Here is a 23,352-nt window from a genome sequence, read left to right as displayed (position 1 = left end):
ACTGCCGACGAATCCGCCGACCGCTCCCAGGCCCAAACCTGCGGTCACCAGTCCGGTACGGCTCACGGTTTGCATGGCCCCCGCCTCCCCGATGAAGGTGCTGCCAGGTGGATGCGCCATACCCGATGGCATCGTATCCACGATGCGATTCCATCGATACCGTCAGAAAGCAAAGAGCGGGCCGTGTTCCGGTACACACCGGACACGGTCCGCTCTATTCGCCGTCCGGAGACCCACCACCGCTCGGCGGCTCAGGCCTCCGCGTCGTCCGAGTCGTCGTCCAGAAGGCTCTTCTGAAGGACCGGACCCTCGCCCGGGGCGAGGGCGCCGAGGATGCGCTCAAGGTCATCCATCGAGGCGAACTCGACGGTGATCTTGCCCTTCTTCTGCCCCAGGTCGACCTTCACCCGCGTCTCGAAACGGTCCGACAGACGCGTCGCCAGATCGGTCAGCGCCGGGGAGAGCCTGCTGCCGGCCCGCGGTCCCTTGGAGCGCGGGGCGGTCTGCGGCCGCGACCCCATGAGCGTGACGATCTCCTCGACGGCCCGCACGGAGAGTCCCTCGGCCACGATGCGGTGGGCGAGCCGGTCCTGCTCCTCCGAGTCGTCGACCGAGAGCAGCGCTCGCGCATGCCCCGCAGAGAGAACTCCGGCGGCGACACGGCGCTGGACCGCCGGAGACAGCTTCAGCAGACGCAGGGTGTTGGAGACCTGCGGACGTGACCGGCCGATTCGGTCCGCGAGCTGGTCGTGCGTGCAGTTGAAGTCCTTGAGCAGCTGGTCGTAGGCGGCTGCCTCTTCCAGCGGGTTCAACTGAGCGCGGTGCAGGTTCTCCAACAACGCGTCCAGGAGAAGCTTCTCGTCCTCCGTGGCCCGCACGATCGCCGGAATGGCCTCCAGCCCCGCCTCACGGCAAGCCCGGAAGCGCCGCTCACCCATGATGAGCTCGTAACGCGCCGGCCCCGCCTGACGTACGACGACGGGCTGGAGCAGCCCGACCTCCTTGATGGAGGTGACGAGCTCGGCAAGAGCGTCCTCGTCGAAAACCTCACGGGGCTGACGCGGGTTCGGGGTGATGAAATCGAGGGGGAGCTCGGCGAAATGAGCACCCACGGGCGCCGGGGGCACCTCCAGGGCTCCGTTCGTCGACAGCTCCTCCGTTTCATGTGAAACAGGTGGCAGCGTGGCCACCTTCGCCGCCGCCACCCCGCGCTCCGCGGTGAGTACGGGTACGGCCGTCGGCGAGGTGGACGCTCCACCCGCTGAAGACGCCGACTTCTCTCCTGTCGGAGCCGCTGGGATCAGCGCGCCGAGGCCACGCCCCAGCCCCCGTCGTCGCTCGCTCACTGGATCCCCTCCACCATGTTCTGATCGTTCTGTGCGCCCGTGTGGGCGTGTTGTTCGTCGTACGCCACTCCGACTCCTCTGAGCGCGATTTCCCGTGCCGCCTCAAGATACGAGAGAGCACCGCTCGAACCCGGATCGTAGGTCAGCACTGTCTGCCCATAGCTCGGGGCCTCGGAGATACGGACCGAGCGCGGAATGCTCGTCCGCAGCACCTCGTCGCCGAAGTGGTTGCGCACCTCGTCCGCGACCTGGGACGCGAGGCGCGTCCGGCCGTCGTACATGGTGAGCAGGATCGTCGAGACATGGAGGTCGGGGTTGAGGTGCCCTCGTACCAGGTCGACGTTGCGCAGGAGCTGGCCCAGGCCCTCCAGGGCGTAGTACTCGCACTGGATCGGGATGAGGACCTCCGCGCCGGCGACCAGGGCATTGACCGTGAGGAGGCCGAGCGACGGCGGGCAGTCGATGAGGATGTAGTCCAGCGGCTGCTCGTATGCCTGGATCGCCCGCTCCAGCCGACTCTCTCGTGCCACCAGGGACACCAACTCGATCTCCGCACCGGCGAGATCGATCGTGGCGGGTGCGCAGAAGAGGCCCTCGACATCAGGGACCGGCTGAACGACTTCGGAGAGCGGCTTGCTGTCGATCAAGACGTCATAGATGGAGGGGACTTCCGCGTGATGATCGATGCCCAGCGCGGTGGAAGCATTGCCCTGAGGGTCGAGGTCGACCACCAGGACACGGCCGCCGTGCAGGGCCAGCGAGGCAGCAAGGTTGACCGTGGTCGTGGTCTTACCTACCCCGCCCTTCTGGTTGGCGACCACCATGACGCGGGTCTGCTCGGGCCGTGGGAGGCCCTCACCGGCGCGACCTAGCGCCTCCACCGCAAGTTGGGCAGCACGACCGATGGGAGTGTCGTCCATCGGGGGCGGTGTTTCACGTGAAACATCCGCCCCCATCGATTCGGTACGGGGACCGGGGACCGGATCGGTCATCGGTCCCGCGATGTTGGCGTCGGACCGCAAGGATTCACTCTCCTCGACATCAGGCTCGCAATGAACAGAGCCTCCCATGCCTTCGGGGTCGTGAACCAGCGAGGCCCGTTCTTCTGTGGAGAAATCCACCTCTGTGGACAACTCCGTGCCCTCTCGGAGTGAACCGAGAGGCTTCCGGTCGCGGGGTTCGGCCGCGGCCCGGCCGCGGCTGATGATGCCGTGCAACAGTGAGCGACGTTTCACGTGAAACACGATGCATAGCGGCCGGGGTCATCAGGGCGCGACACTCCGACACGCATAGGTTTGGCAGCTTGTGTGGAGTACGGCTCGTCGTCAGGACGGATCAGCGGGAGTGACGAAAAACTCCCGGCTCCTTCCTGCGGAGCCGGGAGTCCACGATCGTTCTTGACGCTCAAGGTCAGCGTCGGCGACGCGTACGCCCCGTCCGGGCCGCCTTGGCTCGCTTCGCCGCGAAGCGCACCCCGCCGGGGCTCTCCCCGACCTCGACCCGCACCACGGTCGACAGCGGGTCCACGACGCCCTCACCGACATGCAGGATGGACGTCTCCACGGCGCCGAGCTTGCTCAGAGCCGTGGCCGCGGCCTTCAGCTCCTCCTCGGCGGTGTCGCCCTTGAGCGCGAGCATCTCGCCGTACGGCCGAAGCAGAGGAATACCCCATGCCGCCAGCCGGTCGAGCGGAGCGACGGCCCTGGCCGTCACCACGTGGACCGGTTGCAGCTTCCCCATGACCTCCTCGGCACGGCCACGCACAACGGTGACATGGTCGAGGCCCAGCAGCTCGACGACTTCAGTGAGGAAGTTGGTCCGCCGTAGGAGCGGCTCCAGCAGTGTGATCTTGATGTCATCCCGGACGAGGGCCAGCGGGATACCGGGCAGGCCGGCTCCGGAGCCGACGTCGCACACGGTCACCCCCTCGGGCACGACCTCGGAGAGCACGGCGCAGTTCAGCAGATGCCGCTCCCACAGTCGAGGCACTTCGCGGGGGCCGATCAGCCCGCGCTGCACTCCCGCCTCGGCCAGCAGTTCCGCATACCGGACGGCGTCCGCGAAGCGATCGCCGAAAACCTCTCGCGCCTGCTCGGGCGCAGGGGGGAGCTCCGCTGCCTCCGTCACGGGGACCGTCCTTCCGTACCGCATGAGCGCATCGAGCGCTGAGTTCCAGGACTATCAGAGACCGCAGCTGCCGGGACCATCAGCTGCGGGACTACCAGGCTGACAAAGTTCGGCCCCGCCTGCGCAACAGGCGGGGCCGAAGGAACGTGCGTACCGATCAGGCGGGAAGCACGACGACGAAGCGCTGCGGCTCCTCGCCCTCGGACTCGCTGCGCAGTCCCGCGGCCTTGACCGCGTCGTGGACCACCTTGCGCTCGAAGGGCGTCATCGGCTTCATCTTCACGGGCTCACCGGAGCTCTTGACCTCGGCCGCGGCCTTGGCGCCCAGCTCGGAGAGCTCCTCGCGCTTCTTGGCGCGGTAGCCCCCGATGTCCAGCATCAGACGGCTGCGATCCCCGGTCTCCCGGTGAACGGCCAGGCGCGTGAGCTCCTGGAGCGCCTCCAGCACCTCGCCGTCACGGCCGACCAGCTTCTGCAGGTCGCGGCCGCCCGTGTCGCTGATGATCGAGACAGCGGCGCGGTCGGCCTCGACGTCCATGTCGATGTCACCGTCGAGATCGGCGATGTCGAGCAGACCTTCGAGGTAGTCCGCCGCGATCTCGCCCTCCTGCTCCAGGCTGGTCAGGGTGTCGCCCTCAGCGGCGGCGGAGGTGGTGCCTTCCGTCACGGGATGGACTCCTTCTTACTTCTTGGACGGGGACTTGGGTCGCTGCGGACCCTTGCGCTGTCCGGACTGGGCCTTGCTGCGGGTACCGGTGCCGGGCTTGTTGCCACCGCCGGCGGGCTTGGCGGCGTTGGGCTTGGCGTCCTGCGGCTCTTCGGATTTGCTCAGCGAGGTCTTCGGCTCCGACTCGTCGGCGGGCTTGGCCGTGCCCGACTGGCGCTGCGACTTGGACTGCCGCTTCGGCTGCTGGCGCTTGGGAGCGCCGGCGGCCGTCGTCAGGGTGCCGTCCTCGGTCTCAGTGACGGCCGCGGTCTCGCCCTTCGTCACGGTGCCGTCGGACTCGGCCGCGAGGCCCGCCTTGGTCAGCGTGTTGATGAACTTCCGCTCGAACTCGTTGCGGTCGCGGCCCTTGGCGACGATCGCCTTGACGATGGCCTTCTCGCGGCGGTTGCGGGTCTTGCCGTGGTGCGTGACGTGCTTCTGCAGACGCTCGAGGAACGCGGCCTGGGCCTTGCTGCCCGGGGTCGGGTTGTTGCGGATGACGTACATCTGCTGGCCCATGGTCCACACGTTGGTGGTCAGCCAGTAGACGAGGACACCGACCGGGAAGTTGATGCCGAAGACGGCGAACATGACCGGGAAGACGTACATCAGCATCTTCTGCTGCTGCATGAAGGGTGTCTTCACCGTGGTGTCGACGTTCTTCGTCATCAGCTGACGCTGCGTGTAGAACTGCGAGAAGCACATCAGCACGATCATGACCGCGGTCACGACGCGTACGTCGGTCAGCGTGGCGCCCAGCGCCTCGACCTTCGACGAGCTGTCCATGAACTTGGCGGCCAGCGGGGCGCCGAAGATATGCGCATTCCGGGCGCTGTTCAGCAGAGGATCGTCGATGACGCCGATCGTCTTGCCGGTCGCGATGCCGTTGAGCACGTGGTACAGGGCGAAGAAGAACGGCGACTGCGCCAGGATGGGAAGGCACGAGGAGAGCGGGTTGGTACCCGTCTCCTTGTACAGCTTCATCATCTCTTCGGACTGGCGCTGCTTGTCGTTCTTGTAGCGCTCCTGGATCTTCTTCATCTCGGGCTGCAGCGTCTGCATCGCCCGAGTCGACTTGATCTGCTTCACGAAGAGCGGGATGAGGCAGATACGGATCAGGATCACCAGGGACACGATGGACAGGCCCCAGGCCCAGCCCGTATCGGGGCCGAAGAGCTTCCCGTATACAGCGTGGAACTGGACGATGACCCAGGAAACGGGTGTCGTGATGAAGCTGAACAGGCTGGCAATCGTGTCCACTAATCAGGCTCCTTGAGCATGGGACGGGGTCTCGGCGGCCGGGCCCGGGACAGTGGTGTTCCCGGTGGCCGGTTCGGCGGCGGAGTTCCCGCCCTTGCGTGCACGCCAGGCGTTACGCAGCATTTCGTGCCACCGCGGACGCTTACGCGGCGGAACATGGTCCACACCGCCCAGCGACCACGGATTGCACCGGAGGATGCGCCAGGCGGTAAGTGCCGTTCCCTTGATCGCACCGTGCCGGTCGATGGCCTGGTAGCCGTAGTGGGAACACGACGGGTAGTACTTGCACACCGGCCCGAGCAGCGGGCTGATCGTCCACTGGTAGAGCTTGATAAGAGCCAGCAGCGGGTACTTCATCGCGCGCCCCCTCCCAGCAGCCGCTGAAGGGCGGCATCCAGGTCTCGGGCCAGCTGTTCATGGTCGGCGTCGCCCGCACCGGGCAGCGCTCGTACGACTACCAGGCTACCGGGGGGCAACAGGGCCACCCGGTCACGCATCAGGTGCCGAAGTCTGCGCTTGACCTTGTTGCGTACGACGGCTCCACCCACGGCTTTGCTCACGACGAAACCCGCACGCGTCGGGGGAGCGCTCTCCCCAGGCGCGTGCGGGTCCGTTGCACCGCTACGTAGATGGACGACGAGAAGCGGGCGTCCGGCCCGACGTCCTCGGCGTACCGCGGTCGCGAAGTCCTCGCGCCGCCTCAGCCGATGCTCGGTAGGCAGCACGAGATCATGACCTGTGTGATCAGGCGGAAAGGCTGGCGCGACCCTTGCCACGACGGTTCGCGAGAATCGCGCGGCCGGCACGGGTGCGCATCCGCAGGCGGAAGCCGTGGGTCTTGGCCCGACGACGGTTGTTCGGCTGGAAGGTGCGCTTGCTCACTCGGGGGCTCCAGAAAGAATCGGTGGTGGCGGGGTGCCGCCTTGGCTGTCACCGTGCGCCCACGAGTAGCTCGTATTAACGCCCGAGTGCACCGCTTCCCGATCACTCGACGTGACCTGTGCCCATCGGAGGCAGGCGGCAGCAGCCATCGACAACTCGACCTGGTCACGGTACGCGGGGCTACGCCATCCGGTCAAACCAGCACCTGGCGAGAGACACTATCCACAGGCTGGGGACAACAACTTGAACCTCAGCGGTCGCCCTGACTACCGTGGCTGAACTCCGATTCGTTCCCTTCCCGCCGCCCCAGCGGTTTTGTTCCTCCGCCCCACCCGACTGACTTCCCAACCTGTTCCCAGAACCACACGTTCGTGGGACCCATGAGAGAGCGTGCCCTGTGGCTGACGTACCTGCCGATCTTGCCGCAGTGTGGCCACGAGTACTGGAGCAACTTCTCGGTGAGGGCCGCGGGCAGGGTGTCGAGGCGAAGGACGAGCACTGGATCAAACGCTGCCAGCCCTTGGCGCTGGTCGCGGACACAGCTCTGCTCGCGGTCCCGAACGAGTTCGCGAAGGGCGTACTGGAAGGCCGCCTCGCGCCGATCGTCAGCGAGACCCTGAGCCGCGAGTGCGGCCGCCCGATCCGTATCGCGATCACCGTCGACGACTCCGCCGGGGAACCCCCGGCCCCGGCGCCGCCCGCCCAGCCCCGCTACGAGGAGCCCGAGCTCCCCTCCGGGGCAGGCCAGGGCCGCGACACGTACGACAGCCAGGGTCGCGACGACCGGAACGCGTACGACAGCCAGGGCCGCGACGAACGCCACGGCTACGACGGCCAGGCCCGCGACGAGCGCAACCCGTACGAGCCCCAGGGGCGCGACGAGCGCACCGCGTACGAGCCTCACGGGCGCGACGAGCGCAGTCCGTACGACGCTCAGCGGCGCGACGGCTACGAGGGGTACGGCCGCCACCGCGCCGACGACCACCGCGGCGGCCGCCCCGACCAGCTCCCCGGCGCCCCGGGCGACCAGCTGCCGTCCGGCCGCCCGGACCAGCTCCCGACAGCCCGTCCCGCGTACCCGGACTACCAGCGCCCCGAGCCGGGCGGCTGGCCGCGACACTCCCAGGACGACTACGGCTGGCAGCAGCAGCGCCTCGGCTTCCCGGACCGCGACCCGTACGCCTCGCCCTCGCAGGACTACCGGCCGCAGTCCATGGAGCGCCCGCCCTACGAGCAGCCGCGCTCCGACTACGAACAGCGCCTTGACCGGCGCGATCTCCAGGAGCCGCCCTCGGGCAGCGGTCAGACGCACCGCGGCGGGCCCTCGCTGCCTTCCCCGGGCGGCGGGCCCGGCCCGCTGGCCGCGAAGCCCGCGCCGGCGTCCGGTCCGGGTGAGCCCACCGCGCGACTCAACCCGAAGTACCTCTTCGACACGTTCGTCATCGGCGCCTCGAACCGCTTCGCGCACGCCGCCGCGGTCGCCGTCGCCGAGGCGCCGGCGAAGGCGTACAACCCCCTCTTCATCTACGGGGAGTCGGGGCTCGGCAAGACGCACCTGCTGCACGCGATCGGGCACTACGCGCGCAGCCTGTATCCCGGCACGCGCGTGCGGTACGTGAGCTCCGAGGAGTTCACCAACGAGTTCATCAACTCCATCCGCGACGGCAAGGGCGACAGCTTCCGCAAGCGCTACCGCGAGATGGACATCCTGCTCGTCGACGACATCCAGTTCCTGGCGGACAAGGAGTCGACTCAGGAGGAGTTCTTCCACACCTTCAACACGCTCCACAACGCCAACAAGCAGATCGTGCTCTCCAGCGACCGGCCGCCCAAGCAGCTGGTCACGCTGGAGGACCGGCTGCGGAACCGTTTCGAGTGGGGTCTGATCACCGACGTCCAGCCGCCCGAGCTGGAGACCCGTATCGCGATCCTTCGTAAGAAGGCGGTGCAGGAACAGCTCAACGCCCCGCCGGAGGTGCTGGAGTTCATCGCGTCCCGGATCTCGCGGAACATCCGCGAGCTGGAGGGCGCGCTGATCCGCGTAACGGCGTTCGCGTCGCTCAACCGGCAGCCCGTGGATCTCGGGCTCACGGAGATCGTCCTGAAGGACCTGATCCCCGGCGGCGAGGACTCGGCTCCCGAGATCACCGCGACCGCGATCATGGCGGCCACCGCCGACTACTTCGGCCTCACGGTGGACGACCTCTGCGGCTCCTCCCGCAGCCGCGTCCTGGTCACGGCACGGCAGATCGCCATGTACCTGTGCCGCGAACTCACAGACCTGTCGCTGCCGAAGATCGGCGCCCAGTTCGGCGGCCGCGACCACACGACCGTCATGCACGCCGACCGCAAGATCCGCGCGCTGATGGCCGAGCGCCGCTCCATCTACAACCAGGTCACCGAGCTCACGAACCGCATCAAGAACGGCTGACAGACGCGGCGGTACGTCGCCGAGGGCGCCCCTGGGACACGTTCCTGAGGGCGCCCTCGCCGTTCCTGAGAACGCTTTCGCCGTTCCCGACGGCGCCTTCGCCGTTCCGACGGGGCGGGCCGCCCGCTGCCGCCCATCCTCGCGGAGAGGCTTCCTTCGTCGTCCTGCGGTTACGCACGCAGCACTCGTTGTTCGATTACGAGCCGGGTTACGGCCACTCTCCACAGATCTGCTGACTTTCTGGCGTCCACACCCTGGGGACTGGCAAGTTGTCCCGATCGTGTCCACAGGGGGCCTGGTTGAAAGACCATCAGACCAGGTCAGCACCCTGTGGATTCGTGGACGAAGACTCTCCACAGACTGTGGACGAAGAAAAGATCCACAGGGTGCCCGGGGAGTTGTCCACCGTCGACCCACAGGTCGGGCCGGGTTGTCCCCAGTGATCCCCAGCTTCTCCACACCTCTGTCCACTGTTCGGCAACGTGACGCGCCCTCTCACCGTGTCGAGTGAAAGGCGTCACATCAAGGTGTCCCGTTGGCCTGTGGGGAACGCCAGTAAAGCTGGGGACGACGCTGGGGAGAAGTCGGCCGAGGCTGTGCATCGAGTGTGCAGAACTTTTCGTCGTCCACAGAGACGCCCGGTTGTCCACCGCCTCCACCCACAGGGTCAGTGGACAAAAAACCTATGCTGACCTGCGAAGACACGGTTATCCACGGTTTCCACAGGCCCTACTACTAAGACCAACTAGAGAGAGTCTGGGAATCGATTCGAAGACGGGGCTGTGCACAACTCGCTCTCGGACGCTCAGGTACCGCTCGGCACGACTTGACCCCGAGGGGCACCGACTGTCAGTGCGGTGCGTCAGACTGGTCCCCGGTGGCCTTCCCCTCACAGGGATGAGCGACACCGAGTCAGACGACGAAGGCCAGCAGGGCGAGAGCGCCGGCAACAGACGGAGGCGGCAACGGTGAAGATCCGGGTGGAACGCGACGTACTCGCGGAGGCAGTGGCCTGGGCGGCACGCAGCCTCCCGGCCCGTCCGCCGGCGCCTGTGCTCGCCGGCCTCCTTCTGAAGGCCGACGACGGCGCCCTGAGCCTGTCCAGCTTCGACTACGAGGTCTCGGCGCGTGTCTCGGTGGACGCGGAGGTCGACGAGGAGGGCACGGTCCTCGTCTCCGGCCGCCTGCTCGCCGACATCTGCCGCGCCCTGCCCAACCGCCCGGTGGAGATTTCCACAGACGGTGTACGGGCGACCGTGGTCTGCGGCTCCTCGCGATTCACACTCCACACCCTGCCTGTGGAGGAGTACCCGGCGCTGCCCCAGATGCCGTCGGCGACCGGCACCGTCCCTGGTGAGGTCTTCGCCTCGGCGGCCGCCCAGGTGGCCATCGCCGCGGGGCGCGACGACACGCTGCCGGTGCTGACCGGTGTGCGCATCGAGATCGAGGGCGACACGGTCACTCTCGCCTCGACCGACCGCTACCGCTTCGCGGTCCGCGAATTCCTGTGGAAGCCGGAGAACCCGGATGCGTCGGCGGTCGCCCTGGTGCCCGCCAAGACGCTCCTGGACACCGCCAAGGCCCTCACGAGCGGCGACAGCGTGATCCTGGCGTTGTCCGGCTCGGGCGCGGGCGAGGGCCTGATCGGCTTCGAGGGCGCCGGGCGGCGTACGACCACCCGTCTGCTCGAAGGCGACCTCCCGAAGTACCGCTCGCTGTTCCCGACGGAGTTCAACTCGATCGCCGTGATCGAGACCGCCCCCTTCGTGGAGGCCGTCAAGCGTGTGGCCCTGGTCGCCGAGCGCAACACCCCGGTGCGGCTGAGCTTCGAGCAGGGCGTGCTGATCCTGGAGGCCGGTTCGAGCGACGACGCACAGGCTGTGGAGCGGGTCGACGCCCAGTTGGAGGGCGACGACGTGTCGATCGCCTTCAACCCGACGTTCCTGCTCGACGGCCTGAGCGCCATCGACTCGCCGGTGGCCCAGCTCTCGTTCACGACCTCCACGAAGCCCGCTCTGCTGAGCGGCAAGCCCGCCGTGGACGCCGAGGCGGACGAGGCCTACAAGTACCTGATCATGCCGGTGCGCTTGTCGGGCTGATCCCCCGGCGCGCCGGTCCGGTCGGCCCGGCGCGCGAACCCGCAGGTGGGGCGGACGCCTGAGCGGCTATGCCCACAGGTGTGCGTGAGCGTCCGGGTTTAGGCTCAGACACAGGTACGAGAGTGCCCTCACGCCACGTCGCAACCCTAAGGAACAACTGATGGAGCTCGGTCTCGTCGGCCTCGGCAAGATGGGCGGCAACATGCGCGAGCGGATCCGCCGCGCAGGCCACACCGTCCTCGGATACGACCGCAACCCGGACCTCGCCGATGTCCACAGCCTGGAAGAGCTTGTGGGCAAGCTCAAGGCCCCGCGCGTGGTGTGGGTCATGGTCCCGGCCGGTGCCGCGACCCAGTCCACCATCGACGAGCTGGCCGCCCTGCTGGAGCCGGGCGACGTCGTCGTGGACGGCGGAAACTCCCGCTGGACGGACGACGAGAAGCACGCCGTCGAGCTGGGCATCAAGGGCATCGGTTTCGTCGACTGCGGCGTTTCCGGCGGCGTATGGGGCCTGGAGAACGGCTACGCACTGATGTATGGCGGCGCCGCCGAGAACGTCGCCAAGGTGCAGCCGGTCTTCGACGCGCTCAAGCCCGAGGGCGACTTCGGGTCGGTGCACGCCGGCAAGGTCGGCGCGGGCCACTTCGCGAAGATGGTCCACAACGGCATCGAGTACGCCATGATGCAGGCCTACGCCGAGGGCTGGGAGCTCCTGGAGAAGGTCGACTCCGTCACGGACGTGCGTGAGGTCTTCCGCTCCTGGCAGGAGGGCACCGTCATTCGCTCCTGGCTGCTGGACCTCGCCGTCAACGCGCTGGACGACGACGAGCACCTGGACAAGCTGCGCGGCTACGCGGAGGACTCCGGCGAGGGCCGCTGGACTGTGGAAGCCGCCATCGACAACGCGGTTCCGCTCCCCGCGATCACCGCGTCGCTCTTCGCGCGCTTCGCCTCGCGACAGGACGACTCGCCGCAGATGAAGATGATCGCCGCGCTGCGCAACCAGTTCGGCGGCCACGCGGTCGAGAAGGCCTGATCCGCGCCCCGGGTTCTTCACACCCGGGGTTGACCCGGTTGTCCACAGCCGGGGGAAGAACCTGGGGGCCGGGGCCGACCCGGACCACGGGCAACACCCGAAACACCACGCTGGGGGAGGTCGGCGAACGACCATGCACGTCACGCATCTGTCGCTGGCCGACTTCCGCTCGTACGCCGAGGTCGAGGTTCCGCTCGACCCCGGTGTCACCGCGTTCGTGGGCCCCAACGGACAGGGCAAGACGAACCTGGTCGAGGCGGTCGGTTATCTCGCCACCCTCGGCAGCCACCGGGTCTCCTCCGACGCGCCCCTCGTCCGCATGGGCGCGGACCGCGCGATCATCCGCGCCAACGTCCGCCAGGGTGAGCGGCAGCAGCTCATCGAGCTGGAGCTGAACCCCGGCAAGGCCAACCGCGCCCGCGTCAACAGATCCTCGCAGGTCAGACCCCGTGACGTACTCGGCATCGTACGCACCGTCCTGTTCGCCCCGGAGGATCTCGCCCTGGTCAAGGGCGACCCCGGTGAGCGGCGCCGCTTCCTCGACGAGCTGATCACCGCACGCTCCCCGCGGATGGCGGGCGTCCGCTCCGACTACGAACGGGTCCTCAAGCAGCGCAACACCCTCCTGAAGTCGGCCGCGCTGGCCCGCCGCCACGGCGGCCGCACGATGGACCTGTCCACGCTCGACGTGTGGGACCAGCACCTCGCGCGCGTGGGCGCGGAGCTGCTCGCCCAGCGGCTCGACCTGGTCGCCGCGATCCAGCCGCTGGCCGACAAGGCGTACGAGCAGCTGGCGCCCGGCGGCGGCCCGATCGCCCTGGAGTACCGGCCGTCCGCGCCCGGCGAGGCGCACGCGCGCGAGGACCTGTACGAGCAGCTGATGGCGGCGCTCGCGGAGGTCCGCAAGCAGGAGATCGAGCGGGGCGTGACCCTCGTAGGACCTCATCGAGACGATGTGGTTCTCAAACTCGGTCAGCTGCCCGCCAAGGGATACGCCTCCCACGGCGAGTCCTGGTCGTACGCGCTGGCGCTGCGGCTGGCCTCGTACGACCTGCTCAGGGCCGAGGGCAACGAGCCGGTGCTCGTCCTGGACGACGTGTTCGCGGAGCTGGACAGCCGCAGACGGGAGCGCCTCGCGGAACTCGTCGCTCCCGGCGAGCAGGTGCTGGTGACCGCAGCGGTGGACGACGACGTACCGGACGTACTGGCGGGGGCGCGGTACACCGTGTCCGAGGGCACGGTGGAGCGCGTATGACGGAAAACACACCCGACGAAACGCCCGCCGCCCAGCAGCCCCGTGGAACAACCCCCGAGCCCTCCGGCGTCGACCTCGCGCGCGTGGCGCTGCGCGCCGCGAAAGAGCAGGCACGCGCGCGCGGGGACGCGGCGCAGCAGAGGAAGCAGGCGCGGCGCGGCGGTGGCCTGCGCTCCGGCGCGCGCGCCGATGGGCGCGACCCCATGGCGCTCGGTGCCGCCATCAACCGGCTGCTCACCGAGCGCGGCTGGGAGACCCCGGCCGCGGTGGGCGGTGTGATGGGCCGCTGGCCGCAGATCGTCGGCGACGACCTGGCCAAGCACTGTGTGCCGCAGCGCTACGACGAGGACGAGCGGGTGCTGACCGTGCAGTGCGACTCGACCGCCTGGGCCACCCAGCTGCGCCTGCTCGCCCCGCAGTTGGTCGCCCGGCTGAACCAGGACCTCGGGCACGGCACGGTGCGCCTGATCAAGGTGCAGGGTCCGGGCGGCCCCGCGCGCCGCTTCGGGCCCCTGCGCGCCCCCGGGAGTACGGGTCCCGGCGACACCTACGGGTGACGGCGGGCTGCGGTGAGCGTCGGCCGCGCGTGGCTGTGCCCGGCATCGGGCGGCGATCCCGGGCGACCGCACGCGGCAGTCACAGGCGACCGCACGCCGCGATCCCAGGCGACCGCACGCTCCGGTCCCACGGACCCCACGCGGTTGCGAACGCCGACCTGACTCCGCAGTAGCCAAGGGTTGACACCCGGAAGCGCTGAGTGCCGCTGTGAGCCTCTTTGAGCCCGGGTCCGCATATGGGGAGTCGGCCAAGACCGGTTCAGGGCGGCACATGCGGACTCAGGTACCGGCAAACCCCCATCACTGTCGGCGCTACCGGTAGACTGGAAGCTAATCCCGCCTCACTTGTGGGACACACCGAGCAACGCTGATCAAGGCTTACCAACGCAACATGCCGCAGCCGCTCCGGCAACCCGCCGACGAGCCTGGTTTGTGCTGTGCCAGAAAGGGCGCTTCGTGGCCGATTCCGGCAACCCCAACGAGAACATCCCCTCCACCGACGCCGGCGCGAACGGCGAGGCCACCACCTCGAACGGCGAGGTCACCTCCTCGTACGACGCCAGCGCCATCACCGTCCTCGAGGGTCTGGACGCGGTCCGCAAGCGACCCGGTATGTACATCGGCTCGACCGGTGAGCGCGGACTCCACCACCTCGTGTACGAGGTGGTGGACAACTCTGTCGACGAAGCGTTGGCCGGGCACGCCGACACCATCGACGTCACGATCCTCGCCGACGGTGGTGTGCGCGTCGTCGACAACGGCCGCGGTATCCCGGTGGGCATCGTCCCTTCCGAGAACAAGCCGGCCGTCGAGGTCGTGCTGACCGTGCTGCACGCGGGCGGCAAGTTCGGTGGCGGCGGGTACGCGGTCTCCGGTGGTCTGCACGGCGTGGGCGTCTCCGTCGTGAACGCGCTGTCCTCGAAGGTGGCCGTCGAGGTCAAGACCGACGGCTACCGCTGGACGCAGGACTACAAGTTGGGCGCCCCGACGGCCCCGCTCGCCAAGCACGAGGCCATCGAAGAGACCGGCACGTCGGTCACCTTCTGGGCCGACGGCGACATCTTCGAGACCACGGACTACTCCTTCGAGACGCTCTCGCGGCGCTTTCAGGAGATGGCGTTCCTCAACAAGGGTTTGACGATCACACTCACTGACGAGCGTGAGTCGGCGAAGGCCACGGCCGGCGCCGACGAGGCCGGGGCGGACGAGAAGGCCGAAGTCAAGACCGTCTCGTACCACTACGAAGGCGGCATCGTCGACTTCGTGACGTATCTCAACTCCCGCAAGGGTGATGTGATCCACCCCTCCGTGATCGACATCGAGGCCGAGGACAAGGAGCGCATGCTCTCCCTCGAGGTCGCGATGCAGTGGAACAGCGGCTACAGCGAGGGTGTGTACTCCTTCGCCAACACCATCAACACGCACGAGGGCGGTACGCACGAGGAGGGCTTCCGCGCGGCGCTCACCGGTCTCATCAACCGGTACGCGCGCGACAAGAAGCTGCTGCGCGAGAAGGACGACAACCTCACGGGTGACGACATCCGCGAGGGTCTGACCGCGATCATCTCGATCAAGCTCGGCGAGCCCCAGTTCGAGGGCCAGACCAAGACCAAGCTGGGCAACACCGAGGCGAAGACCTTCGTCCAGAAGGTCGTGCACGAGCACCTGACGGACTGGCTGGACCGCAATCCGAACGAGGCTTCGGACATCATCCGCAAGTCCATCCAGGCGGCCACCGCGCGCGTGGCGGCCCGCAAGGCGCGCGACCTCACCCGCCGCAAGGGCCTCCTCGAGTCGGCGTCCCTGCCGGGCAAGCTCTCCGACTGCCAGTCGAACGACCCCACCAAGTGCGAGATCTTCATCGTCGAGGGTGACTCCGCCGGCGGCTCGGCCAAGTCCGGCCGCAACCCGCAGTACCAGGCGATCCTCCCGATTCGGGGAAAGATCCTCAACGTCGAGAAGGCGCGGCTCGACAAGATCCTGCAGAACCAGGAGATCCAGGCGCTGATCTCGGCCTTCGGCACGGGAGTCCACGAGGACTTCGACATCGAGAAGCTCCGCTATCACAAGATCATTCTGATGGCGGACGCCGACGTCGACGGCCAGCACATCAACACGCTGCTGCTGACCTTCCTGTTCCGCTTCATGCGGCCGCTGGTCGAGGCCGGGCACGTCTTCCTGTCGCGCCCGCCGCTCTACAAGATCAAGTGGGGCCGGGACGACTTCGAGTACGCGTACTCGGACCGCGAGCGTGACGCGCTGATCGAGCTGGGCCGCCAGAACGGCAAGCGCGTCAGGGACGACTCCGTCCAGCGCTTCAAGGGCCTCGGCGAGATGAACGCCGAGGAGCTGCGCATCACCACGATGGACCAGGAGCACCGCGTCCTCGGCCAGGTCACCCTCGCCGACGCCGCCCAGGCCGACGATCTGTTCTCGGTCCTGATGGGCGAGGACGTCGAGGCGCGCCGCGCGTTCATCCAGCGCAACGCCAAGGACGTCCGCTTCCTCGACATCTGAGTCGGTCTCAGCTGACCGCCAGAAAGGATCTTCACCAGCAATGGCCGACGAGAACACCCCCAGCACTCCTGAAGAAGAGGGCGAGATCACTCTGCGTGTCGAGCCCGTCGGGCTCGAGACCGAGATGCAGCGCTCGTACCTCGACTACGCGATGTCCGTCATCGTGTCGCGCGCGCTGCCCGACGTACGGGACGGTCTCAAGCCCGTCCACCGCCGCGTCCTGTACGCCATGTACGACGGCGGCTACCGGCCCGAGAAGGGCTTCTACAAGTGCGCCCGCGTCGTCGGCGACGTCATGGGCAACTACCACCCGCACGGCGACTCCTCGATCTACGACGCACTCGTACGACTGGCGCAGCCGTGGTCGATGCGGATGCCGCTGGTGGACTCCAACGGCAACTTCGGCTCTCCTGGCAATGACCCGGCCGCCGCCATGCGGTACACCGAGTGCAAGATGATGCCGCTGTCCATGGAGATGGTCCGCGACATCGACGAGGAGACCGTCGACTTCACGGACAATTACGACGGCCGCTCCCAGGAGCCGACCGTCCTGCCCGCCCGTTTCCCGAACCTGCTGATCAACGGTTCGGCGGGCATCGCGGTCGGCATGGCGACCAACATTCCGCCGCACAACCTGCGCGAGGTCGCAGCCGGCGCCCAGTGGTACCTGGAGAACCCCGAGGCCTCCCACGAGGAGCTCCTGGACGCCCTGATCGAGCGCATCAAGGGCCCCGATTTCCCGAGTGGTGCCCTAGTAGTGGGTCGAAAGGGCATCGAAGAGGCCTACCGCACGGGCCGTGGCTCCATCACGATGCGCGCGGTCGTCGAGGTCGAGGAGATCCAGAACCGCCAGTGCCTGGTGGTCACCGAGCTCCCGTACCAGGTCAACCCCGACAACCTCGCCCAGAAGATCGCCGACCTCGTCAAGGACGGCAAGATCGGCGGCATCGCGGACGTCCGAGACGAGACGTCGTCCCGCACGGGCCAGCGGCTGGTCATCGTCCTGAAGCGCGACGCCGTCGCCAAGGTCGTCCTGAACAACCTCTACAAGCACACCGACCTGCAGACGAACTTCGGCGCCAACATGCTGGCGCTGGTGGACGGCGTACCGCGCACGCTGTCGCTCGACGCGTTCATCCGCCACTGGGTGACGCACCAGATCGAGGTCATCGTCCGCCGTACGAGGTTCCGGCTGCGCAAGGCCGAGGAGCGCGCGCACATCCTGCGCGGCCTCCTCAAGGCCCTGGACGCCATCGACGAGGTCATCGCGCTGATCCGGCGCAGCGACACCGTCGAGATCGCGCGTGAGGGTCTGATGGGCCTCCTGGAGATCGACGAGATCCAGGCCAACGCCATCCTCGAGATGCAGCTGCGCCGCCTCGCCGCCCTGGAGCGCCAGAAGATCGTCCAGGAGCACGACGAGCTCCAGGCGAAGATCCGCGAGTACAACGCGATCCTCGCCTCGCCGGTGCGCCAGCGCGGCATCATCAGCGAGGAACTCGCCGCGATCGTCGAGAAGTTCGGCGACGACCGCCGCTCCAAGCTGGTTCCCTTCGACGGCGACATGTCCATGGAGGACCTGATCGCCGAAGAGGACATCGTCGTCACCATCACGCGCGGCGGCTACATCAAGCGGACCAAGACCGAGGACTACCGCTCGCAGAAGCGCGGCGGCAAGGGCGTACGCGGCACGAAGCTGAAGCAGGACGACATCGTCGACCACTTCTTCGTGTCGACGACACACCACTGGCTGCTGTTCTTCACCAACAAGGGACGCGTCTACCGCGCCAAGGCGTACGAACTCCCGGACGCCGGGCGTGACGCGCGTGGACAGCATGTCGCCAACCTCCTGGCCTTCCAGCCGGACGAGGCGATCGCCGAGATCCTCGCGATCCGCGACTACGAAGCGGCGCCCTATCTGATCCTGGCCACCAAGGGCGGCCTCGTGAAGAAGACCCCCCTGAAGGATTACGATTCGCCCCGCTCGGGCGGCGTCATCGCCATCAACCTCCGTGAGACGGCGGACGGTTCCGACGACGAACTGATCGGAGCGGAACTCGTCTCGGCCGAAGACGATCTGCTTCTGATCAGCAAGAAGGCCCAATCGATCAGGTTCACCGCGACGGACGACGCGCTGCGCCCCATGGGCCGCGCGACCTCGGGCGTCAAGGGAATGAGTTTCCGCGAGGGCGACCAGCTGCTCTCGATGAATGTTGTTCGACCCGGTACGTTCGTGTTCACTGCCACAGACGGTGGGTACGCGAAGCGGACCAACGTCGACGAGTACCGCGTCCAGGGTCGCGGCGGCCTCGGCATCAAGGCCGCCAAGATCGTCGAGGACCGCGGTTCGCTCGTCGGCGCTCTGGTGGTCGAGGAGACCGACGAAATCCTCGCCATCACACTGTCGGGCGGTGTGATTCGTACGCGAGTCAACGAGGTCAGGGAGACAGGTCGTGACACCATGGGCGTCCAACTGATCAACCTGGGCAAGCGCGATGCCGTGGTCGGTATCGCTCGTAACGCCGAGGCCGGTCGCGAGGCGGAGGAAGTCGACGGCGAGGGCGCCGTGGACGAGGCCGTCGAGGGCGTCGAGGCCGTCGGTACGGAAGAGGGCGAGCCGTCCTCGGCCGAGTAGCGCGAGGAGTGAGTCATCGTGAGCGGAGCCACGGGCGCCGGATCGACCGGTACGGAAACGGACGGCGGCCGTGGCCCCGCCACGGATACGACCGACTCCCATGACTCTCATGGATCCCAGGGGGGAACTGTGACGGACACCCGAGGCCCGCAGGCCCAGCAGCAGTACGCGGGCGGACAGGCGGCCCCGGCAGGGGCGCCCGCGGCGCCCGGCTCGCCGCTTCCGGGCTCACCGCCGCCCGGCTCCCCCCTTCCGGGAGAGCGGCAGCAGCAGCCCGGACAGCCGTACCACCCGCCGCAGGCGTACTCGGCTCAGCCGCCGTCCGGCGCGGTACGCCGACCGCGTACCGGAGCGCGCACCACGCCGCGTACGCGCAAGGCGCGGCTGCGGGTGGCCAAGGCCGACCCGTGGTCGGTGATGAAGGTCAGCTTCCTGCTCTCCATCGCGCTCGGCATCTGCACGGTGGTGGCGGCCGCGGTGCTGTGGATGGTCATGGACGCCATGGGCGTCTTCTCGACCGTCGGCGGCACGATCTCCGAGGCGACGGGCTCGAACGATTCCAACGGATTCGACCTCCAGTCCTTCCTCTCGCTCCCGCACGTCCTGATGTTCACGTCGATCATCGCGGTCATCGACGTCGTCCTCGCCACCGCGCTCGCCACCCTCGGCGCGTTCATCTACAACCTCTCCGCCGGCTTCGTCGGCGGTGTCGAGCTGACGCTCGCCGAGGACGAGTGACGGTCTCTTCAAACGTCTCGCGACTATCGATTTTGGGACTGGCCGCGTCGTGCGCTAATCTTCAGAGGTCAGCGCGCGGGACACACACCGCAGAGCGCGGCGGGGCTATAGCTCAGTTGGTTAGAGCGCATCCCTGATAAGGATGAGGCCACAGGTTCAAATCCTGTTAGCCCCACCAGCACAAAGACCCCCAGCCGATCAGGCTTGGGGGTCTTTGCCGTCTGCGGCTGACATCTCTGCGCCCGCGCTCCTGCCTTCGGCCCGCTCGGCGCTGCCGACGCCGACGCGCGCCCCATGTGGATAAGGCCCGGAAGAGAAAAACTGCTAGTAGTCGCCCAGGGCCTAGGTGCAGCTGCTCTCACCGTTCGCCGCCTGCTGCAGCAGGCTGTTCAGGGTCCCGCGGTGAGCTTCGTCGAGTGCGGCGAGCACCTCGTTCTCGTCCGCGGCGAGGGCGTGCTCGGCTTTGTCGAGCAGTTCGAGGCATTCTGCGGTGATCTCCACGACACGGAGGTGGTCCTGCTGCGGCCCGGATACACCGAAGGCCCGGCAACTCGTCCGAGTTGCCGGGCCTTCGCCCTGTGTGGCTTTGTACGCAAGTTCGCCGCTACGTCAGGGGTGCCGGGGGGTGTGGCGCCGCGCGCTCAGCGCTGGAGGGGCGTGATGGGCTCCGTGTCGGCCTCGGCAGGGGTCTGCGGGCCGCAGAGGGCGGCGAGGTCCGCCGTGGCGTCGTCCGCTGTCGGGCGGTGGCGGCAGCGCGGCGAGGATCCGTGGGCCTCGGCGCGGATGCGTTGCTTCATCGTGGGGGGCAGGGCCCGGCTGTAGGACCAGGTCGAGTAGGACATCGCCGGCACCGTCACGGAGGCCGCGCTGTTGCGAGCCGTCCCGGTCTGCGGTACTGCCGCGGCCGCGGTGGTCGTGATGAGTCCGAGCGTCGTGCACAGCGCCAGGAAGGCGGTGACGATGGCGGTCCACAGCTTCATGACCTTGTTCTGGGTCATGGCCCCTCACTTTCGGGTCAGGCGATTTGCGTACTTTCCTCATGATGTGTATGTGGGCCGCGAAGTGGTGGACCGACGCCCGTGGCGCGTCGATGTTCCGATCAACACCACCCGGATGGCCGCAAGAGACCAGAAAAGGGAGAAATGACAGTAAAAGTCACCGTCTGTGAAGTGTGATCACCCTGCGATCGGAGCGGTCGCGTCCGGTTCTACTGCTGCGCGCCGGGGCGGAGTTGAGCTCCGATCCAGGTCACCGATCGATATCGGTCGGTGTGTATAGTCGGGCGCCAGAGGTCCCCTACGTCAACGAAAGACGAGGTCGCGCGGTGAAGAAGCTTCTCCTGGTCGCACTGGCCGCCATCGGCGGGCTCCTCGTGTACCGCCAGATCCAGGCGGATCGCGCCGAGCAGGATCTGTGGACGGAGGCGACTGACTCCGTGCCCACGGGTTCGTGAGTATCGACAACAGTCTCAGAGCAGACCCCGGCCGCCTTCGCGGTCGGGGTTTTGTGTTGTCCGATTCGCGTACGCGAACGAATTGGTTGCTCTGGCAAAAATCGAGGAGTTGAAGGGTGCCCTTTCGGCCGCGCCCAGCGATACCGAGGATGGCTCGGCGGCCGACGGGGCAGGATGGGCCACGATCCGAGCCTCCGACGCCATGACGGTGGGCTACGAAGAGGCGTGGCAGGTGAAGGGGTGGCGTGTGATGCGGTGGCACGGACGGGCGCTCGCCTCCGCCACCGTGGCGCTGTGCGCGACGGCGGGGGCTACAGGGACGGCGAGCCCGGCGGCTGCCGTGGCCGGTGGTCAGCAGACGGTGGTGGCCGGCACGCGGACAACAGTGGCGGCCGCCGCACCCAAGCCGTACGCCTTCCCCGAGAACGCCACGACCGTCGAAGGCGCCGCGGACACCACCGGCTCCGTACGACTTGAACCGGGCAAGGCATACAAGAGCTCCATACGCAGGGCCGCCAAGCTCTACTACCGCCTCGAACTGGACGCCACGTCCAACGCGTACGTCTCCGCCACCGCCGTCCCACGGCCCGGCACGACGGTCTCCTACTCGGACGGCGTGAAAGTGTCCGTGCAGGACGGCAACAGCCGCGACTGCTCCTTCTCCGGAACCGCCCACTTCGGCGCGACCCAGAGCCCGCACCCCGTCGCCGCCTGGGCGTCCCGCGAGACGGGCGGCAAGCAGTACGCCTGCCAAGCGCCGGGGACGTACTACGTAGTCGTCGAACGCAGCGGTACGACGGGCTCCTCGGCCGGTGACTGGGACCTGGAGCTCACCTATGTCTCGGAGCCGGGCCTGAAGAAGGCGGCCGGTTCGACGAGCGCCCCGGAAGCTTGGAATTCCGCGTCGCCCGACGCCCTCCCCGGCCAACCGAAGCGTCGCAGCGGCGGCGCGGGCTTCGGCACGGCGAGCGCGCTGAGGCAGGGAAACTGGCAGGACGGCATCAGCCCCGGACAGACGCTCTTCTACAAGGTGCCGGTCGACTGGGGACAACAGCTGTACGCCACCGCGGACCTGGGCAGTTCGACCGGCGGCGACGGCTACGTGGGCACCGCGCTCGTCATGGCCCTCTACAACCCCGTACGCGGCCTCGTCGACGACGTCGGCTCCGGATACGACGGCGGCCAGCGGTCGGCCGCGCTCGACCCCCTGCCTCCCGTCGCGTACGAGAACCGCTACGCCCTCAACGACCGCGTGAGCGGGATGCGGTTCGCAGGCTCGTACTACCTCGTGGTCCATCTCGCCGCGCAGGTCGCCGACAAGTTCGGTGACGGTCCGTTCGGCCTGACGCTGCACGTGCGCGTGAACGGGGCGGCACGGGCGGGGCCGGAGTACGCGGGGCGGGCCGAGCCACGTGACGCGTTCGACGTCCCGGCGGGGGACTCCGTCGAGGCGTCCGACGGCACGGCGGGCGGTGAGCCTGATACTGGTGGCAGTGCCGGCGGCGGAACCATGAAGGTGGTCGCCGTGGGCGCGATCGGCACGGGGAGCCTGCTCGTGCTGACGCTCGGCGTGTGGACGGTGGCCGCGCGAAGGCGGGCGGTCCCGGCGCCGGAAGACGCGACCACGGCCTCGGCACCGGTGCCGGCGCCCTGGGAGCCCCGGGGCTGGTAGGCCGCGGGCCCTTTCAGATCCGGGTCAGCGCCCAGAAGCCCACCGCGAAGCAGGCCAGCGCCAGGAGCAGCATCGGTACGGCCACCTTCGCGGGCGGCCCGGGCCGCGGCCGTGCACGCCGCGCTCGCCGTGCTCGGTCCTGCGGAATCGCCGCCGCCGCCCGAGGCGGAACTTGCGGGGACCGAGTGGTGGGAGTGGGCGGGGTGTACGGGGGAGTTGGCGCCGGGAGCGCGACCGCGGTGGGGGGAGTGGGCGTCTGCCCTTCCTCGCGCCAGGTCTGCTGGGGCTCCGGTCGAGGCCCCGCCTCGGGAGCGGTCGGCCGCGGTGGCGGTAGGTGAAAGCTGCCGGTGTCCGACATCGCGGACGGTGGCGGGGGGACCTGGCCGGTGACGGGCGGCGGCGTTGCGTCGCCGGGGACAAACTTCGGCCGTACCGCGCCGGGGGCGGCCTTCGGCCGTACGTCGCCGGGGACGAACTCCGGCCGTACGTCGCCGGGAGCGGACTCCGGCCGTGCATCGCCCGGAGCGGGCTCCGGCCGTACCTCGCCGGGGACGAACTCCGGCCGTACGTCGCCGGGAGCGGACTCCGGCCGTGCATCGCCCGGAGCGGGCTCCGGCCGTACCTCGCCGGGGACGAAA

20 protein-coding genes, 1 tRNA gene and 1 pseudogene are annotated in these 23,352 nt (G+C 68.3%); 11 read left to right on the top strand and 11 right to left on the bottom strand.

Features of this window, described 5'->3' with window-relative positions:
* Positions 1-251: 251 nt before the first annotated feature.
* The 8 genes from AB0D27_RS13080 to rpmH form a co-directional block, all read right to left on the bottom strand.
* The gene (locus tag AB0D27_RS13080) at positions 252-1,346 is read right to left on the bottom strand and encodes a ParB/RepB/Spo0J family partition protein (protein ID WP_362506393.1); all 1,095 of its coding nucleotides are present in this window, start codon (positions 1,344-1,346) and stop codon (positions 252-254) included.
* Entirely contained in the window at positions 1,343-2,416 is a 1,074-nt protein-coding gene (locus AB0D27_RS13075; protein WP_362506390.1) for a ParA family protein, read from the bottom strand. Before AB0D27_RS13075 ends, AB0D27_RS13080 begins: the two co-directional genes overlap by 4 nt.
* A 340-nt stretch (positions 2,417-2,756) precedes the next feature.
* Positions 2,757-3,473 (bottom strand): 16S rRNA (guanine(527)-N(7))-methyltransferase RsmG, encoded by a 717-nt coding sequence (gene rsmG / locus AB0D27_RS13070; RefSeq protein WP_362506387.1) that lies wholly within the window; start codon positions 3,471-3,473, stop codon positions 2,757-2,759.
* Positions 3,474-3,630: 157 nt separating this feature from the next.
* Complete coding sequence (locus AB0D27_RS13065) at positions 3,631-4,140, bottom strand: R3H domain-containing nucleic acid-binding protein (protein ID WP_362506384.1); 510 nt, start codon at positions 4,138-4,140, stop codon at positions 3,631-3,633.
* Positions 4,141-4,155: 15 nt separating this feature from the next.
* Positions 4,156-5,439 carry a membrane protein insertase YidC gene (gene yidC, locus AB0D27_RS13060; protein ID WP_362506381.1) on the bottom strand — a complete coding sequence of 428 codons (1,284 nt, stop codon included), beginning with the start codon at positions 5,437-5,439 and terminating at the stop codon, positions 4,156-4,158.
* A gap of 3 nt (positions 5,440-5,442) precedes the next feature.
* The gene (yidD, locus tag AB0D27_RS13055) at positions 5,443-5,796 is read right to left on the bottom strand and encodes a membrane protein insertion efficiency factor YidD (protein ID WP_362506378.1); all 354 of its coding nucleotides are present in this window, start codon (positions 5,794-5,796) and stop codon (positions 5,443-5,445) included.
* Complete coding sequence (rnpA, locus tag AB0D27_RS13050) at positions 5,793-6,164, bottom strand: ribonuclease P protein component (protein WP_266458390.1); 372 nt, start codon at positions 6,162-6,164, stop codon at positions 5,793-5,795. Before rnpA ends, yidD begins: the two co-directional genes overlap by 4 nt.
* Positions 6,165-6,183: 19 nt before the next feature.
* Positions 6,184-6,321, bottom strand: coding sequence for a 50S ribosomal protein L34 (gene rpmH, locus AB0D27_RS13045; protein ID WP_006381191.1), 138 nt, complete (start codon positions 6,319-6,321; stop codon positions 6,184-6,186).
* Between the two features lie 397 nt (positions 6,322-6,718).
* Between rpmH and dnaA the strand changes: the two genes are divergently transcribed.
* The 9 genes from dnaA to AB0D27_RS13000 all read left to right on the top strand — a co-directional run bounded on the left by dnaA (position 6,719) and on the right by AB0D27_RS13000 (position 19,767).
* Positions 6,719-8,752 carry a chromosomal replication initiator protein DnaA gene (dnaA, locus tag AB0D27_RS13040; protein WP_362506375.1) on the top strand — a complete coding sequence of 678 codons (2,034 nt, stop codon included), beginning with the start codon at positions 6,719-6,721 and terminating at the stop codon, positions 8,750-8,752.
* A gap of 968 nt (positions 8,753-9,720) precedes the next feature.
* Positions 9,721-10,851, top strand: a complete 1,131-nt coding sequence (gene dnaN, locus AB0D27_RS13035; protein ID WP_362506372.1) for a DNA polymerase III subunit beta — start codon at positions 9,721-9,723, stop codon at positions 10,849-10,851.
* A gap of 160 nt (positions 10,852-11,011) precedes the next feature.
* Entirely contained in the window at positions 11,012-11,887 is an 876-nt protein-coding gene (gene gnd, locus AB0D27_RS13030; RefSeq protein ID WP_362506369.1) for a phosphogluconate dehydrogenase (NAD(+)-dependent, decarboxylating), read from the top strand.
* A 133-nt stretch (positions 11,888-12,020) separates the two neighbouring features.
* Positions 12,021-13,142, top strand: a complete 1,122-nt coding sequence (gene recF / locus AB0D27_RS13025; protein WP_362506366.1) for a DNA replication/repair protein RecF — start codon at positions 12,021-12,023, stop codon at positions 13,140-13,142.
* Complete coding sequence (locus tag AB0D27_RS13020) at positions 13,139-13,699, top strand: DciA family protein (protein ID WP_362506363.1); 561 nt, start codon at positions 13,139-13,141, stop codon at positions 13,697-13,699. The genes recF and AB0D27_RS13020 overlap by 4 nt, the downstream gene beginning before the upstream one ends.
* A 456-nt stretch (positions 13,700-14,155) precedes the next feature.
* Entirely contained in the window at positions 14,156-16,216 is a 2,061-nt protein-coding gene (gene gyrB, locus AB0D27_RS13015; protein ID WP_362506360.1) for a DNA topoisomerase (ATP-hydrolyzing) subunit B, read from the top strand.
* 40 nt (positions 16,217-16,256) lie between these two features.
* Complete coding sequence (gyrA, locus tag AB0D27_RS13010) at positions 16,257-18,851, top strand: DNA gyrase subunit A (RefSeq protein ID WP_362506357.1); 2,595 nt, start codon at positions 16,257-16,259, stop codon at positions 18,849-18,851.
* Between the two features lie 18 nt (positions 18,852-18,869).
* Positions 18,870-19,589 (top strand): DUF3566 domain-containing protein, encoded by a 720-nt coding sequence (locus AB0D27_RS13005; protein WP_362506355.1) that lies wholly within the window; start codon positions 18,870-18,872, stop codon positions 19,587-19,589.
* 101 nt (positions 19,590-19,690) lie between these two features.
* Positions 19,691-19,767: transfer RNA gene (locus AB0D27_RS13000), tRNA-Ile, on the top strand.
* 164 nt (positions 19,768-19,931) lie between these two features.
* Here AB0D27_RS13000 and AB0D27_RS12995 read toward each other — a convergent pair.
* Entirely contained in the window at positions 19,932-20,090 is a 159-nt protein-coding gene (locus AB0D27_RS12995) for a hypothetical protein (RefSeq protein WP_362506353.1), read from the bottom strand.
* A 140-nt stretch (positions 20,091-20,230) separates the two neighbouring features.
* On the bottom strand, positions 20,231-20,587 hold the full coding sequence (locus AB0D27_RS12990) for a DUF6344 domain-containing protein (protein WP_362506351.1): 357 nt from the start codon (positions 20,585-20,587) through the stop codon (positions 20,231-20,233).
* A 326-nt stretch (positions 20,588-20,913) separates the two neighbouring features.
* Here AB0D27_RS12990 and AB0D27_RS12985 point away from each other — a divergent pair, with 326 nt between their 5' ends.
* Positions 20,914-21,042 carry a DLW-39 family protein gene (locus AB0D27_RS12985; RefSeq protein ID WP_003999697.1) on the top strand — a complete coding sequence of 43 codons (129 nt, stop codon included), beginning with the start codon at positions 20,914-20,916 and terminating at the stop codon, positions 21,040-21,042.
* A gap of 202 nt (positions 21,043-21,244) precedes the next feature.
* A complete protein-coding gene (locus AB0D27_RS12980; RefSeq protein WP_362506349.1) occupies positions 21,245-22,714 on the top strand; it encodes a hypothetical protein in 1,470 nt (489 codons plus the stop codon).
* Positions 22,715-22,727: 13 nt separating this feature from the next.
* On the opposite strand, the pseudogene AB0D27_RS12975 reads toward AB0D27_RS12980, so the two are convergent.
* Positions 22,728-23,352, bottom strand: a pseudogene (locus AB0D27_RS12975) (serine/threonine protein kinase); the annotation flags it as partial.

Source organism: Streptomyces sp. NPDC048415 (genome assembly GCF_040651675.1).
Classification (GTDB): Bacteria; Actinomycetota; Actinomycetes; order Streptomycetales; family Streptomycetaceae; genus Streptomyces.
Note: the sequence above shows the minus strand (reverse complement) of the source record. Positions and strands in the feature narration are given on the sequence as shown.

Bases quoted from the DNA above. Each gene is read 5' to 3' on its own strand.
- AB0D27_RS13075 (WP_362506390.1), bottom strand. From the start codon at position 2,416: ATGGGAGGCTCTGTTCATTGCGAGCCTGATGTCGAGGAGAGTGAATCC.
- yidD (WP_362506378.1), bottom strand. From the start codon at position 5,796: ATGAAGTACCCGCTGCTGGCTCTTATCAAGCTCTACCAGTGGACGATC.
- gnd (WP_362506369.1), top strand. From the start codon at position 11,012: ATGGAGCTCGGTCTCGTCGGCCTCGGCAAGATGGGCGGCAACATGCGC.
- recF (WP_362506366.1), top strand. From the start codon at position 12,021: ATGCACGTCACGCATCTGTCGCTGGCCGACTTCCGCTCGTACGCCGAG.
- AB0D27_RS13020 (WP_362506363.1), top strand. From the start codon at position 13,139: ATGACGGAAAACACACCCGACGAAACGCCCGCCGCCCAGCAGCCCCGT.
- gyrA (WP_362506357.1), top strand. From the start codon at position 16,257: ATGGCCGACGAGAACACCCCCAGCACTCCTGAAGAAGAGGGCGAGATC.
- AB0D27_RS12990 (WP_362506351.1), bottom strand. From the start codon at position 20,587: ATGACCCAGAACAAGGTCATGAAGCTGTGGACCGCCATCGTCACCGCC.
- AB0D27_RS12980 (WP_362506349.1), top strand. From the start codon at position 21,245: ATGACGGTGGGCTACGAAGAGGCGTGGCAGGTGAAGGGGTGGCGTGTG.